This is a genomic window from Roseobacter phycocola, from assembly GCF_042055075.2.
Lineage (GTDB): Bacteria > Pseudomonadota > Alphaproteobacteria > Rhodobacterales > Rhodobacteraceae > Roseobacter.
Genome location: NZ_CP194010.1, coordinates 25,874 through 39,311 on the forward strand (window position 1 = coordinate 25,874; position 13,438 = coordinate 39,311).

Annotated in this window: 14 protein-coding genes; 10 read left to right on the forward strand and 4 right to left on the reverse strand. The window is 61.5% G+C overall.

Annotated features, from left to right (window positions below; all coding sequences use genetic code 11):
- The first annotated feature begins 79 nt into the window (after positions 1 to 79).
- The 10 genes from AB4K19_RS00450 to AB4K19_RS00495 all read left to right on the forward strand — a co-directional run bounded on the left by AB4K19_RS00450 (position 80) and on the right by AB4K19_RS00495 (position 10,570).
- A complete protein-coding gene (locus tag AB4K19_RS00450) occupies positions 80 to 1,459 on the forward strand; it encodes a trypsin-like peptidase domain-containing protein (RefSeq protein ID WP_375230004.1) in 1,380 nt (459 codons plus the stop codon).
- Between the two features lie 3 nt (positions 1,460 to 1,462).
- The gene (locus AB4K19_RS00455; RefSeq protein WP_375230005.1) at positions 1,463 to 2,773 is read left to right on the forward strand and encodes a replication-associated recombination protein A; all 1,311 of its coding nucleotides are present in this window, start codon (positions 1,463 to 1,465) and stop codon (positions 2,771 to 2,773) included.
- Positions 2,774 to 2,804: 31 nt separating this feature from the next.
- On the forward strand, positions 2,805 to 3,188 hold the full coding sequence (gene crcB / locus AB4K19_RS00460) for a fluoride efflux transporter CrcB (RefSeq protein WP_436398677.1): 384 nt from the start codon (positions 2,805 to 2,807) through the stop codon (positions 3,186 to 3,188).
- Positions 3,185 to 4,225, forward strand: coding sequence for an RluA family pseudouridine synthase (locus AB4K19_RS00465; RefSeq protein WP_436398679.1), 1,041 nt, complete (start codon positions 3,185 to 3,187; stop codon positions 4,223 to 4,225). Before crcB ends, AB4K19_RS00465 begins: the two co-directional genes overlap by 4 nt.
- A 1-nt stretch (position 4,226) precedes the next feature.
- A complete protein-coding gene (locus AB4K19_RS00470; protein WP_375230006.1) occupies positions 4,227 to 4,910 on the forward strand; it encodes an HAD-IA family hydrolase in 684 nt (227 codons plus the stop codon).
- Entirely contained in the window at positions 4,907 to 5,617 is a 711-nt protein-coding gene (locus AB4K19_RS00475) for an ATP12 family chaperone protein (protein ID WP_375230007.1), read from the forward strand. The genes AB4K19_RS00470 and AB4K19_RS00475 overlap by 4 nt, the downstream gene beginning before the upstream one ends.
- 197 nt (positions 5,618 to 5,814) lie before the next feature.
- Positions 5,815 to 6,831 carry an amino acid ABC transporter substrate-binding protein gene (locus AB4K19_RS00480; RefSeq protein WP_375230008.1) on the forward strand — a complete coding sequence of 339 codons (1,017 nt, stop codon included), beginning with the start codon at positions 5,815 to 5,817 and terminating at the stop codon, positions 6,829 to 6,831.
- Positions 6,832 to 6,965: 134 nt separating this feature from the next.
- Positions 6,966 to 8,237: an amino acid ABC transporter permease gene (locus AB4K19_RS00485; RefSeq protein WP_375230009.1), complete on the forward strand. Its 1,272-nt coding sequence runs from the start codon at positions 6,966 to 6,968 to the stop codon at positions 8,235 to 8,237.
- 1 nt (position 8,238) lies between these two features.
- Entirely contained in the window at positions 8,239 to 9,786 is a 1,548-nt protein-coding gene (locus AB4K19_RS00490) for an amino acid ABC transporter permease (RefSeq protein ID WP_375230010.1), read from the forward strand.
- A 13-nt stretch (positions 9,787 to 9,799) separates the two neighbouring features.
- Positions 9,800 to 10,570, forward strand: a complete 771-nt coding sequence (locus AB4K19_RS00495; RefSeq protein ID WP_436398682.1) for an amino acid ABC transporter ATP-binding protein — start codon at positions 9,800 to 9,802, stop codon at positions 10,568 to 10,570.
- Positions 10,571 to 10,573: 3 nt separating this feature from the next.
- On the opposite strand, the gene AB4K19_RS00500 is transcribed toward AB4K19_RS00495, so the two are convergent.
- Genes AB4K19_RS00500 through argB form a run of 4 tightly spaced genes read right to left on the reverse strand, consistent with a single transcriptional unit; the run spans position 10,574 to position 13,430 of the window.
- Positions 10,574 to 11,065 carry a SixA phosphatase family protein gene (locus tag AB4K19_RS00500; protein WP_436398684.1) on the reverse strand — a complete coding sequence of 164 codons (492 nt, stop codon included), beginning with the start codon at positions 11,063 to 11,065 and terminating at the stop codon, positions 10,574 to 10,576.
- The gene (locus tag AB4K19_RS00505; RefSeq protein ID WP_375230014.1) at positions 11,053 to 11,718 is read right to left on the reverse strand and encodes a ferredoxin; all 666 of its coding nucleotides are present in this window, start codon (positions 11,716 to 11,718) and stop codon (positions 11,053 to 11,055) included. The genes AB4K19_RS00500 and AB4K19_RS00505 overlap by 13 nt, the downstream gene beginning before the upstream one ends.
- Entirely contained in the window at positions 11,715 to 12,509 is a 795-nt protein-coding gene (locus AB4K19_RS00510; RefSeq protein ID WP_375230015.1) for a sterol desaturase family protein, read from the reverse strand. Before AB4K19_RS00510 ends, AB4K19_RS00505 begins: the two co-directional genes overlap by 4 nt.
- 57 nt (positions 12,510 to 12,566) lie before the next feature.
- Positions 12,567 to 13,430, reverse strand: a complete 864-nt coding sequence (argB, locus tag AB4K19_RS00515; RefSeq protein ID WP_436398686.1) for an acetylglutamate kinase — start codon at positions 13,428 to 13,430, stop codon at positions 12,567 to 12,569.
- Positions 13,431 to 13,438: the final 8 nt, after the last annotated feature.

A 13,438-nucleotide genomic window follows, 5' to 3' on the forward strand; every position in this document is an offset into this window, starting at 1 on the left:
GCTTTTTTTATGCCTCCGGCGGGGATATTTAAAGCCGGAGAAGGGTGCGCGTTGCGCTCTTTGGGCTGGTGGAGCGGGCATGCGTTTTTTTCTGACACTACTGCTGGTGGCTTTCTGGGGCAGCGCGGCTCTGACCCAGCAGGTGCCACAGTCTGCCGCTCAGATGCAGCTGAGTTTTGTGCCGCTGGTGAAACAGGCGACGCCCGCAGTTGTGAACATCTATGCCAGGATTATCCGCCCGGGGCGCAGCAGTCCGTTTGACGGTGATCCGTTCTTTGAGCGTTTCTTCCGGGACAGTTTGCGGGAGCGGCCGCGGGTGCAGAATTCGCTGGGTTCCGGGGTTATTCTGAGTGCGGATGGTATCGTTGTGTCCAACTATCATGTTGTCGGGAATGCCACCGACATCCGGGTCGTTCTGGCAGACCGTCGCGAGTTTACGGCGGACGTTCTGCTGGGCGATGCTCAGAGCGATCTGGCTATTCTCCGGCTTCGGGATGCTGAAGACCTGCCGTTCCTGCCGTTGCGCCCATCCGACACGGTCGAAGTCGGTGAACTGGTTCTGGCCATCGGCAACCCTTTTGGCGTTGGCCAGACTGTCAGCAGCGGTATCGTTTCCGGTCTGGCGCGGTCCGGTGCTGCGACGGGCAGTGGGCGGGGATATTTCATTCAGACCGATGCGCCGATCAATCCGGGCAATTCCGGCGGTGCGCTTATTGATGTGTCGGGCCAGCTGATCGGTATCAACACCTCGATCCTGACCCGGTCGGGTGGGTCGAATGGCATTGGGTTTGCGATCCCCTCAGACCTTGTGGCGGCCTTTGTAGCCCAGGCTGAGGAAGGGCGGGAAAGCTTTGCGCGCCCCTGGGCGGGCCTCAGCGGGCAGATGGTGGATGCGGAGATGGCCGAGGCCTTTGGCTTTGACCGGCCCGGCGGCATCATCGTGTCCGGTATGCATCCCGCAAGCCCGTTTGCGGATGCGGATATTGCTGTGGGGGACGTTATCGTGGCGGTGGATGGTCAGCCGGTGAACACGCCGTCCGAGATGATCTACCGGATGAGCGTGACCGGCCTTGGTGGTGAGGCGCGCGTGACCCGGCTGCGTGATGGTACCGCGCGGGACGCCTCCGTGAAGATGATCGAAGCGCCTGACACACCTGCCCGCGACCGGACAACCCTGCGGGCACGGGATGTGCTGGAGGGGCTGGTGCTCGAGCGTGTTAATCCCGCGGTGATCGCCGAGTACAATCTCCCGCTTGAGGCCGAAGGCGTGCTGGTCGCGGAAACGGGCAGGCTTGGCCGCCGCGTGGGGCTGGCGCGGGGCGATGTGATCATGGGTCTGAATAATGTGGTGGTGTCGCACCCGGATGATGTGCGTGCGCTGCTTGCCGAACGGGCGCGACGCTATGAACTTGTCGTTCTGCGTGGCGCACGCCGCATCGTTCTGCAGTTCCGGGTCTGAGCTGTGGCGGACCTCTTTTCCTCTGATCCCGCGGCGCCTGAGTCATCGGCGCATCGTCCGCTGGCCGACCGCCTGCGGCCACAAATCCTCGCGGAAGTGATCGGGCAGCGGCAGGTTCTCGGTCCCGAGGGACCTCTGACCGTGATGCTGGAATCCGGTGCGTTGTCCTCACTGATCTTCTGGGGGCCGCCGGGAGTGGGCAAAACCACAATTGCGCGGCTGCTGGCGCATGAAACGGATCTGCATTTTGTCCAGATCAGCGCGATTTTCACCGGTGTGCCTGACCTGCGCAAGGTCTTTGAGGCCGCCAGAATCCGTCGGGATAACGGGCAGGGCACCCTGCTGTTCGTGGATGAAATCCACCGCTTCAACAAGGCGCAGCAGGACGGCTTTCTGCCGCATATGGAAGACGGCACAATCCTGCTCGTGGGGGCAACAACAGAGAACCCGTCGTTTGAACTGAACGCAGCTGTGCTCAGCCGCGCGCAGGTCATGGTGCTGGAACGGCTGGATACGGCAGATCTTGAGGCGCTCCTGCAGCGGGCCGAAGGCACGCTGGGGCGCGGGCTGCCGCTCGATGCGGGAGCCCGCGCCGGCCTGCTGGAGATGGCAGACGGTGACGGACGCGCATTGCTGAACCTCGTGGAACAGGTGGCGGCCTGGAAAACCGACGCGCCGCTGGACACAGATGCCCTGGCGGCGCGCCTGATGAAACGGGCAGCCCAGTACGACAAAGGCGGGGACGCGCATTACAATCTCATCTCTGCGCTGCATAAATCGGTGCGCGGGTCCGACCCGGATGCAGCACTCTACTGGTTTGCGCGCATGCTGGAGGGCGGCGAGGACCCACGATACCTCGCACGCCGGATCACCCGGATGGCGGTCGAGGACATCGGCCTTGCCGATCCGCAGGCCCAGGCGGTCTGTCTGCAGAGCTGGGAAACCTACGAGCGTCTGGGCAGCCCCGAGGGGGAGCTCGCACTGGCCCAGGCGCTGGCCTATCTCGCACTGGCCCCTAAATCCAACGCCGCCTATGTCGCTTACAAAGGCGCGCGCGCGGCTGCGAAACGCACAGGCTCAGAGCCACCGCCGAAACACATCCTGAATGCGCCGACCTCACTGATGAAGGATCAGGGCTATGGGGAGGGATACGCTTATGATCACGATGCCGAGGATGGGTTTTCCGGCCAGAACTACTTCCCCGACGGGATGGAACGGCCATCGCTCTACCAGCCCGTTGAGCGTGGTTTCGAACGGGATCTGAAAAAACGGCTCGACTACTTTGCACGGCTGCGTGCAAAGCGCGAAACTTGACATTTCCGGGCGGACGCGTGACAGACCGCGAATGATAAAAACTCTGTCTCTTGTTGCTCTTGGCGGTGCGCTGGGCGCTGCACTGCGCTTTTTGTGGGGTGTCTCTGTCTACCGTCTGACCGGTGGTCCGGGGGAGTTTCCCTTGGCGATTATCGGCGCGAATGTGCTGGGCTCTTTTCTTATGGGCGCCTTTGTCGTGCTGGCCGCGCACAAGGGGCTGACGCATCTGAGCCCCTTTGTCATGACCGGGCTGCTGGGCGGGTTCACGACTTTTTCGGCCTTTTCACTGGAAACGGTGACTCTGATGGAACGGGGGGCATTCGGGCCCGCCGCCCTCTATGTGCTGTTGTCTGTCGGCCTCTCGGTTGCGGGCCTGATGGCCGGGCTTGCGGTAATGCGGGGGGTGGTGCTGTGAGCAGGGTTCAGACACGTACTGTTGCGCCGGATGATGCGGACCAGCGTCTTGATCGCTGGTTCCGGCAGCAGTTTCCGCAGATCAGTCAGGGCCGCATCGAGAAGATGTGCCGCAAAGGCGAAATCCGGGTGGACGGCGGCCGTGTCAAAGGCTCGACACGGCTGGAAGCTGGCCAGCAGGTCCGGATTCCCCCCCTGCCGGACAAGGACGCGCCGCCGCCGGCCCCGCGCACGAAAGTCAGCGAGGCTGATGCAAAACTGATCCGGTCCTGCGTGATCTACAAAGATGACGACGTGATCGCGATCAACAAACCCAGCGGTCTGCCGACACAGGGCGGGTCGGGCCAGACACGGCACGTGGACGGCCTCTCTGAGGCGCTGAAATTCGGGCTGGAGGACAAACCACGCCTCGTGCACCGGCTGGACAAGGACACCTCGGGCGTATTGCTGCTGGCGCGCAACCGCATGGCCGCAAAAGGCCTGACCGCCGCCATGCGGCACAAAGAGACGCGCAAAATTTACTGGGCGCTCGTCGCGGGGGTGCCGACACCCTATCTGGGCGAAATTCGCTATGGTCTGGTCAAGGCACCGGGACGCGGGCGTGGCGGCGAAGGCGAAAAGATGATCGCCGTGCATCCGCGAGATATGGACGACACGCCGGGCGCCAAGCGGGCACATACGCTTTACGCCACGCTCTACCGGGTTGGCTCGCGTGCAGCCTGGGTGGCGATGGAGCCGGTCACGGGGCGCACCCATCAGCTGCGCGCACATATGGCCGAGATCGGCCATCCGATTGCCGGTGACGGCAAATACGGCGGCTCGGGCCAGGAAAATATGGGCGATGGATGGGGCGCGCAGCTCGGCGGTGTGATTTCGAAAAAGCTGCACCTGCACGCCAGGATGATGCGCTTTGAGCACCCGGTCACCCGGGATGTGATCACCGTTACGGCGCCTATGCCCGATCATATGGCCCGCAGCTGGGACACGTTCGGCTGGACAGAGGACCTGGCGGCCGAAGACCCGTTTGAGGCGCTGTGACATGTCCGGCGGACTGAAACTGGTCATCTTTGACGTCGATGGGACGCTCGTCGACAGCCAGGCGGATATCCTGTCGGCAATGTCGGCAGCGTTTGAAACGACGGGCCGGCCGGTGCCTGCCCGTACAGAGATCCTCGGCATTGTGGGGCTGTCGCTCGACAGGGCGATGGAACGGCTGGCACCGGATGCAGATGCCGGAACCCGTGCCGGCATGGTGGAGGCCTACAAGGACGCCTACGTGGACATCCGGGCGCGCGTCGGAGCCGCGCAGTCCTCGCCGCTCTATCCCGGAGCGCTTGACGTGCTGGAGAACCTTCACAGATCGCCGGACATCCTTCTGGGCGTTGCAACAGGGAAGTCGAAGCGTGGCCTCGACAAACTGATCGAAGCGCACGGGCTGGAGCGGTTCTTTGTGACCCGGCAGGTCGCCGATTTTCACCCGTCCAAACCGCATCCCTCAATGGTGCTGCAGGCCATGGCGGATGCCGGAACCGGGGCGGATGCTACGGTTATGGTCGGCGACACCAGCTTTGATATGGAAATGGCGCAGGCGGCAGGTGTCGGCGCGCTTGGCGTCAGCTGGGGGTATCACCCGGTTGACCGGCTGGTGGCCGCGCATCGGGTGCTGGATGACTTCGCAGCGCTGCCGGGCGCTGTTGCCGAAATGTGGGAGAGCAGGCGGTGAGTGAATGGAAAGCCAAACGGTTCTGGACCTCGGCGGATGTTGCGGAACAGGACGGTGGGTTCAGTATTCTGCTGGACACCCGCCCTGTTAAAACACCAGCAAAACAGGCGCTTACAGTGCCAACCGCCGCTATGGCGCAGGCCATCGCCGACGAGTGGAATGCTCAGGAAGAGGCCATTGACCCCCGGACAATGCCCTTTACCCGCACGGCAAATGCGGCCGTGGACAAGGTCGCGGCTCAGCACGCCGAAGTGGCGCAGATGCTGGCGGGATATGGCGACAGTGATCTGCTGTGCTACCGCGCGGACAGTCCGGAAAGCCTGGTCGCACGGCAATCGGCAGAATGGGACCCCTGGCTCGACTGGGCCGAAGACACGCTCGGCGCCCGGCTGGCCCCCCGTACGGGCGTGATGCACGCGCCACAGGATCCCGCGGCGCTGGAACGGCTTGGTGTCAGGGTGTACGGGCTTACATCCTTTGAACTGGCCGCTTTCCACGATCTTGTCAGCCTTTCGGGCTCGTTGATTCTGGGCTTTGGTGCTGCTCTTGGACAACGTCCGGCTGAAGAGATCTGGGAGATTTCCCGGCTCGACGAGAACTGGCAGGCCGAAGAATGGGGCAGGGACGAAGAGGCAGAGGCCGTTGCAGCGATCAAACGCGCCGATTTTCTTCATGCGAAACAGGTGTTTGACCTCGTTCAGCCCTGAGCCGGGGTCCTGTGCCTGCAAATCAGGCGCGCAACGCAGAAAGAGACCGTTTTTCAGGCACGTCACCCTTGACGTTTTCCGGTGAATGGGACCAGAATGATGCCCACTTGGAGGGGAGAGCCTTCATTATCGCCACCGGCCTGAAGGCCGGTCGAAACCGCCCCGGGTGAGGGGTGGAAAATCAGGAAGAGGTAAAAATGAAAAAATCAGTATTTCTCGGCGCACTGACAGTCGCCGGCCTTGCCGCAGGTGCGGCAGCCGCCGGTACACTGGATGACGTCAAAGCGCGCGGCAAGCTGAACTGCGGTGTGACAACCGGCGTTCCCGGCTTTGCTGAGCCCGATGCGAACGGTGTCTGGCAGGGTTTTGACGTTGCAGTATGCCGCGCAGTCGCCGCCGCCGTGCTGAGCGACCCGGCAGCCGTCGAATTCGTTCCGACAACCGGTAAAACACGCTTTACAGCGCTGGCGTCCGGCGAAATCGACATGCTGGCACGTAACACCACGTGGACATTCTCCCGTGACGTTGACCTGAAGTTCGAATTCACCGGTGTGAACTACTACGACGGTCAGGGCTTCATGGTCCCGAAAGAGCTGGGTGTCACATCCGCAAAAGAGCTCGACGGCGCGACAGTCTGCATCCAGACAGGTACAACAACCGAGCTGAACCTCGCGGACTTCTTCCGCGCGAACAACATCAGCTACGAGCCGGTGCCGATCGAAACAGGTGCGGAAGCGGTACAGCAGTACAATGCCGGTGCATGCGACGTTTACACAACTGACGCCTCCGCTCTGGCGGCACAGCGTGCAAACTTCGAAGATCCGTCGGCGCACGTGATCCTGCCGGAAATCGTATCCAAAGAGCCTCTGGGTCCGCTTGTCCGCCACGGCGACAACGAATGGGGGGACATTGTCCGCTGGACCCTGAACGCGCTGGTAACAGCTGAAGAACTGGGCGTCACATCCGTGAACCTGGCAGAACTCAGCAGCGGCTCCGACAACCCCGAAGTCAACCGCCTTCTGGGCTCCGAAGGTGACCTCGGCGCCATGCTCGGCCTCGACAAAGAGTGGGCCAAGCGCGCCATCGGCGTTGCCGGTAACTACGGTGAAGTCTTCGAGAAGAACATCGGTGAATCCACACCGATCGGTCTGGCCCGCGGCCTGAACGCTCAGTGGACCGATGGTGGCCTGATCTACTCGCCGCCCTTCCGTTAAGCAAAACCCTGGAAAGAGCGCAGAAATTCTGCGCTCTTTCTTTTTCAGCCAGGCGAAAAGCCTGCAACACCTGGTCCTGCACCGCTAAGAGTGCTCAAAAAAAGTCCAGTATCCAACGACGGGGAACGTCATAAATGACGACACTAGCCGACGCACCGGTGGCAAGCACACCGAATGAGTCGTTCCGGCTGTCTATGCTGTTGAACGACACTCGCTACAGATCACTTACATTCCAGTTCATTGCGCTCGTTGCCATCATCGCCTTTATGGCCTTTGTAGGCGGCAACCTTGTGCGGAACCTGGCCGAAGCCGGTCTGAACATTTCATATACCTTCCTGGGAGAGCCCGCGGGCTACGACATCAACCAGCGGCCTATCGAATACGACTCACAGTCGTCTCACGGCCGGGCTGCTGTTGTCGGTCTCCTCAACACGCTGATCGTGGCCTTCCTGGCCTGTGCGACCGCGACGGTCATCGGCGTTGTGGCCGGGGTTCTGCGGCTGTCCAACAACTGGCTCGTGTCCAAAGTGATGAGCTTTTACGTTGAGATCTTCCGCAACGTGCCGGTACTCATCTGGATCCTGATCATCTTCTCGATCATGATCAACGCGCTGCCGGGGCCAAGAGAGTTCCGGGGTGACACCCCGTCTGCGTCAATGGCATTCTTTGATACGATGGCGTTTACGAACCGGGGCATCTATGGACCCGCGCCGCAGTTCACCAACAGTTTCGGCGCTACCGCTGACGTACCGGTCACCAGCACCGGGCTGGACTGGCTGCTGGTGATCGGCGCTCTCGTCCTGTCCTTCTTTGTTGCCCGCGCTGTCAGTTCCTGGGCCACACGCACGCAGGAAGAGACCGGCGTCCGGCCTGCGACCTGGCACATGCTGCTCGGCATCTGGGTGGTTCCGGTTGGTATCGTGCTGGCGTTCCTCGGCCTGACCTGGGATGTTCCGGCGCTCAAAGGTTTCAATTTCCAGGGCGGGATGCAGATCCGTGGTTCGCTGATTGCGCTTTGGTTTGCACTGGCCATCTATACCGGCGCCTTTATCGCAGAGAACGTGCGGGCGGGTATCATGGCTGTTTCCAAAGGCCAGACAGAGGCCGCCGGCGCGCTTGGCCTGCGCCCGAACCTGATCATGTCGCTGGTGGTGCTGCCGCAGGCGCTGCGGGTTATCATCCCGCCGCTCATCTCGCAGTATCTCAACATCACCAAGAACTCGTCGCTGGCGATCGCGGTGGGCTACATGGATGTGACCGGCACGCTGGGCGGTATCACGCTGCTGCAGACCGGCCGCGCGATTGAGACCATACTGCTGCTGATGCTGTTCTATCTCACGATTTCGTTGCTGATTTCTGCCGTGATGAACGTGTTCAACAACAAAATGAAACTGCAGGAGCGCTGAGATGTCTGATACTGAAATCGCATTTGTGCGCACCCAGGAAATCCCGCCATCCCCACCGCCCGCCTCAGAAGCAGGTGTGGTCAAATGGATGCGCGAGAACCTGTTCGCGGGATGGTTCAACACACTGCTGACCGTCATTGCCATCTACTTCATCGCACGTTTTGCCGTGTTTGCCTTTCCCTGGTTCTGGAACGGCGTCTGGGATGCCGGCTCCATCAAGGAGTGCCGCGATATCCTGACAGCGGCGGGCAAGACGACAGGGGCTTGTTTCGCGGTGCTCGTGGACCGCTGGGACCACCTGCTGTTCGGGTTCAAGTATCCGCCAGAGGGCTACTGGCGTCCGACACTGGCGTTCATCCTGCTGCTCTTTGCAGCCGCACCGGCACTGTTTGCGCAGTATGTACCGCGCAAATTCCTGCTGTTCACAGCGCTCTATCCCTTCATTGCCTTCTGGCTGGTCTGGGGTGGATCGCTCTGGGTGCCTTTGACCATACTCGCGGCAATCATCGCCACCGGCTACGTGTTCCGCATTGTCGAAGGCCTTGATGTGGGCATGCGGACGATCCTTGCGGGGATTGTCGGTCTGGCGGCGGGTGCGGGTCTTGCCTACCTGCTCTTCCAGGGGGCGACCGAACTGTGGTTCATCTCGAATCAGGTAGGCGCCGGTGGTGCCCTCGGCACCGTCGCGGGTCTGCTGTTCAAGGCCGCGTCGATCTTCATGTTCGTCTTCTTCATCCCGATGGGCATCTTTATCGGTTACGCGATCTACAACGATGCCGAAGACGGCGGGCTGGTGACCGTGGTAACCGCGCTCTTTGCGATCTACGTGATGCTGGCCTTCCTGCTGACACCGGTCTCCGGTGCACTGAACTCGATTATCCCGATCGAGCTGCAGGCCGTGCCATCGCGGGACATGGGCGGCTATATGCTCTGTCTGATCCTCGGTACCGTCTGTGTGTCACTGTCGATCCCACTGGGCATCGTGCTGGCACTGGGCCGTCAGTCGAACATGCCACTGATCAAAGGTGTCTGCGTCGTCTTCATCGAGTTTGTGCGGGGCGTTCCGCTGATCACGCTGCTTTTCGTGGCCAACGTGATGCTGGCGTATTTCATGCCTCCACAGTCCAATTTTGACCTGATCCTGCGGGTGATCATCATGATCACGATGTTCTCGGCGGCCTATATCGCCGAGGTGATCCGGGGCGGCCTCGCTGCTCTGCCCAAGGGCCAGTACGAAGCGGCTGACAGCCTTGGCCTGAACTACACGCAGGCGATCCGTCTGATCATTCTGCCGCAGGCGCTGAAAATCTCCATTCCGGGGATCGTGAACGTCGCGGTGGGTCTGTTCAAGGACACCACGCTGGTATCGGTCATCTCGATGTTCGACATCGTGGGGATGATCCGCGGCCCGATTCAGCAGTCGACAGACTGGATCAGCATCTACTGGGAGGTCTACCTCTTTGCAGCGCTGGTCTTCTTCGTCGTGTGCTACTCGATCTCTCAATATTCTCAGTGGCTGGAACGTCAGCTGGCGACAGACCACAAGTAAGGAGGCCTGAACAATGGCTGAACAAGCAAAACAAATGCAGGTCTCTGACGAGATTGCGATCACCATCTCCAAGATGAACAAGTGGTACGGCGCGTTCCACGTGCTGCGCGACATTGATCTGACGGTGAACCGGGGCGAGCGGATCGTTATCTGTGGCCCCTCGGGCTCGGGTAAATCCACGCTGATCCGCTGCATCAATGCGCTCGAAGAGCACCAGCAGGGCTCAATTGAGGTGGACGGCACTCTGCTGTCGTCCGACCTCAAGAACATCGACAAGATCCGCTCAGAGGTCGGCATGTGCTTTCAGCACTTCAACCTCTTTCCGCATCTGACGATCCTTGAAAACTGCACGCTGGCACCGATCTGGGTACGCAAAACGCCCAAGAAGGAAGCCGAAGAAACGGCGATGCATTTCCTGGAAAAAGTGAAGATCCCGGATCAGGCGAACAAATACCCGGGCCAGCTTTCGGGTGGTCAGCAGCAGCGTGTGGCGATTGCCCGTTCGCTCTGCATGCGTCCGCGGATCATGCTCTTTGACGAGCCGACCTCGGCGCTTGACCCGGAGATGATCAAAGAGGTGCTCGACACCATGATCGAACTGGCCGAAGAGGGCATGACCATGCTCTGCGTGACCCACGAGATGGGTTTTGCACGCCAGGTGGCAAACCGCGTGATCTTTATGGATGCGGGTCAGATCGTGGAGCAGAACGAGCCTGAGGCGTTCTTCAACAACCCGCAGAGCCCTCGGACACAGCTCTTCCTGAGCCAGATTCTCGGCCACTGATCTTCAGGTCAGGTCCCGCGGGACGACAAATGCAACCGGCTGGCCTTCGTGCCAGCCGGTTTTTTTCCAGCTGTCACCGTCGAAATCGCAGACCAGCGTGGCCGCCGTGGGATAATCGTCGAACCGGTCATGCACAGGGCGCGCGCTGACCAGGTTGTGCGCCATATCTGCGATCCCATGATTATGCCCCAGGATCAGAACACAGCGGCCGTCGGCCTGTTGCAGCACTTTGAGCATGCGGGTTGCCTCGGCAAGGTAGAGACTGCGGTGAAAGGACACCCCGGTGTCTGTGCCCAGGCGGAGCCTTTGAAGTGTCTCTCTGGTCCGCTGCGCAGTGGAACACAGCACCTGGTCGGGCAGGCAGCCTGTCTCTCTGAGCCAGTGTCCCATGGCATCTGCAGACCTGCGTCCGCGCTTGTTGAGCGGTCTGTCATGATCCGGGTATCCCGCAGACCAGTCGGATTTGGCATGGCGCATCAGGATCAGTCTGCGCATGCCGGACCTCTGAATACCTGCATGTGATAGGCGGATTGTTCCGGCTGCCGGGGGTGGCTCTGTGACACCGGACAGGCGCGGCGGGCGCGGCATCCGGATGTCATGCAATCCGCACCGGACGTGCTGTGCAGCCAGGATTTGCAGGCATCCACATCGTAGCCGGTGCCGTCGAATGCGCTGACCGGGCAGGTGCTGGTGCAGGGCTTGCCCGCGCAGGTGGCACAGGGGGAGGGCGGCGGCTCTGGCAGTTCGATATGTTCGCGGAGTGCCAGCGCACCCCGGAACGAGACGAACAGCCCTGCGGTGTCGTGCACAAGCAGCATGATCGGTGAGGCGTGAATGCGGCCTGTGCGCTGTGCCCAGCTGAAAAAGGGCAGCCAGGGTGGCCCGCCGAACGGAAACAGAGCGGTGGCGTCCAGTTCGCGCGCCCAGCCGCCGATCACACGTTCGGACCAGCGGTCCATCGGGTCCGGCTGGCCGTCCTGTGCCTCAGGCGACTGCTGATATGCGGGCCAGAAGCCCGGCGCGGACGGCCCCAGCAACAGCAGCGTCCGGCACCCTGCCGGTGCTCCGTCATCCGGTTCCGGGTGAAATCCTCCCAGCAGGGTCAGGTGGCGCGCCTGCGCGCTCTGCTCCAGCTGGTCCCAGGTCACTTGCGCGAAAAGGGCAGGGCCATGGACCACCCGAACCGTGCGGGGCGGTCATCCTGCCATTCGAGGCCGACCTGCATGTCGTCATGCCCGGCTTCGGGCTGCGCGATATAGGTGCCGAACATCCGGTCCCAGATGGACAGTGAAAACCCGTAGTTGCTGTCGTGCTCGTGGCGGTGCATGGAATGGTGCACCCGGTGCATATCAGGGGTCACCAGAACACGCCGCACAACAGAATCCAGCCACAGCGGCAACCGCAGGTTCGAGTGGTTGAACATGGCTGTCCCGTTCAGGATGATCTCAAACAGCACGACGGCAATCGCCGCCGGACCAAGCAGGTAAACAAGGCCGATCTTGAGCAGCATGGACAGCGCGATCTCGACCGGGTGAAACCGGATGGCTGTGGTCACATCCATATCCACATCCGCATGATGCACCCGGTGCAGACGCCACAGAAGCGGCACCTTGTGCGTGATCAGGTGCTGAAGCCAGATCGCAAAGTCGAGAATGAGCACACAGACGATCACCTCCAGCCAAAGCGGCAGGGTCAGCGCATTAAAGAGGCCCCATCCCTGAGCCTCTGCGTCGATGGCGGCGCCAACGGCCAGTAGGGGCAGGGCAAAGGCCATGGCGCGGAGCGTCAGCGTATTGACGATCGTTACGCCCCAGTTTGTGACCCAGCGCCGCGACCGCGGCTGGCTGCGCACCCTGCGGGGGGCCAGCTTTTCCAGCAGCGCCAGAACTGCAAACAGACCTAAGAATACGCCCAGGCGGATGAGAGCTTCGTTTTCCATGACCCTGAACTTAACCCGAAGGTGTCTGCGCACAAGCGACAGGCTGACACATCTGCGTTAGTCCGCGCGGATAATCGATCCGGCACCATGCTCGGTGAAGAGTTCCAGCAGGCAGGCGTTGGGGGCACGCCCGTCAAGGATAACAGCAGCGCGCACGCCGCCTTCGATCGCCTGCAGCGCGGTTTCGGTTTTCGGGATCATGCCACCTGCAATGACGCCGTCACGGGTCAGATCGCGGATCTGGCCGGCGCTCAGCTCTGTGACAACCTCGCCTTCTGCGTTCTTCACCCCGGCCACGTCGGTCAGCAGCAGCAGCCGGTCCGCCCGGAGCGCGGCAGCCACCGCACCGGCGGCGGTGTCACCGTTGATATTGAACGTTTCGCCATCCCGCCCTGATCCGAGCGGGGCGATCACGGGAATGTACTCTTTGTCCGTAAGGTCGCGCAGCAGCCGCGGATTGACCTCTTCGGGTGTGCCGACAAAGCCAAGTGCTGCATCCGTCTGCGCACAGGTGATCATGCCGCCATCCTTGCCGGACAGGCCCACAGCGCGCCCCCCCTGACGGTTGATGGCCTGAACAATGCGCTTGTTCACAACACCGCTGAGCACCATTTCCACGACCTCCATGGTCGCTGCATCGGTCACCCGTTTGCCGCCCACGAATTCTGACTGTATCTGCAGCCGGTCGAGCATCGCGTTGATCATCGGTCCGCCGCCATGCACGACAACAGGGTTCACACCCACCTGCCGCATCAGCACCACATCGCGCGCGAACTCATCCATCGCTTCGTCACTGCCCATGGCGTGACCGCCAAGTTTGATGACAACGGTTGCATTGGTATAGCGCTGCAGAAAGGGCAGGGCCTTGTTCAGCGTGCTTGCGGTGGCAATCCAGTCGCGGTTCATATCCTGGGTCTTCATATCAGCGC

Coding starts and splice junctions, on each gene's coding strand:
- AB4K19_RS00450 (WP_375230004.1), top strand. CDS start 80: ATGCGTTTTTTTCTGACACTACTGCTGGTGGCTTTCTGGGGCAGCGCG.
- crcB (WP_436398677.1), top strand. CDS start 2,805: ATGATAAAAACTCTGTCTCTTGTTGCTCTTGGCGGTGCGCTGGGCGCT.
- AB4K19_RS00470 (WP_375230006.1), top strand. CDS start 4,227: ATGTCCGGCGGACTGAAACTGGTCATCTTTGACGTCGATGGGACGCTC.
- AB4K19_RS00480 (WP_375230008.1), top strand. CDS start 5,815: ATGAAAAAATCAGTATTTCTCGGCGCACTGACAGTCGCCGGCCTTGCC.
- AB4K19_RS00485 (WP_375230009.1), top strand. CDS start 6,966: ATGACGACACTAGCCGACGCACCGGTGGCAAGCACACCGAATGAGTCG.
- AB4K19_RS00490 (WP_375230010.1), top strand. CDS start 8,239: ATGTCTGATACTGAAATCGCATTTGTGCGCACCCAGGAAATCCCGCCA.
- AB4K19_RS00495 (WP_436398682.1), top strand. CDS start 9,800: ATGGCTGAACAAGCAAAACAAATGCAGGTCTCTGACGAGATTGCGATC.
- AB4K19_RS00500 (WP_436398684.1), bottom strand. CDS start 11,065: ATGCGCAGACTGATCCTGATGCGCCATGCCAAATCCGACTGGTCTGCG.
- AB4K19_RS00510 (WP_375230015.1), bottom strand. CDS start 12,509: ATGGAAAACGAAGCTCTCATCCGCCTGGGCGTATTCTTAGGTCTGTTT.
- argB (WP_436398686.1), bottom strand. CDS start 13,430: ATGAAGACCCAGGATATGAACCGCGACTGGATTGCCACCGCAAGCACG.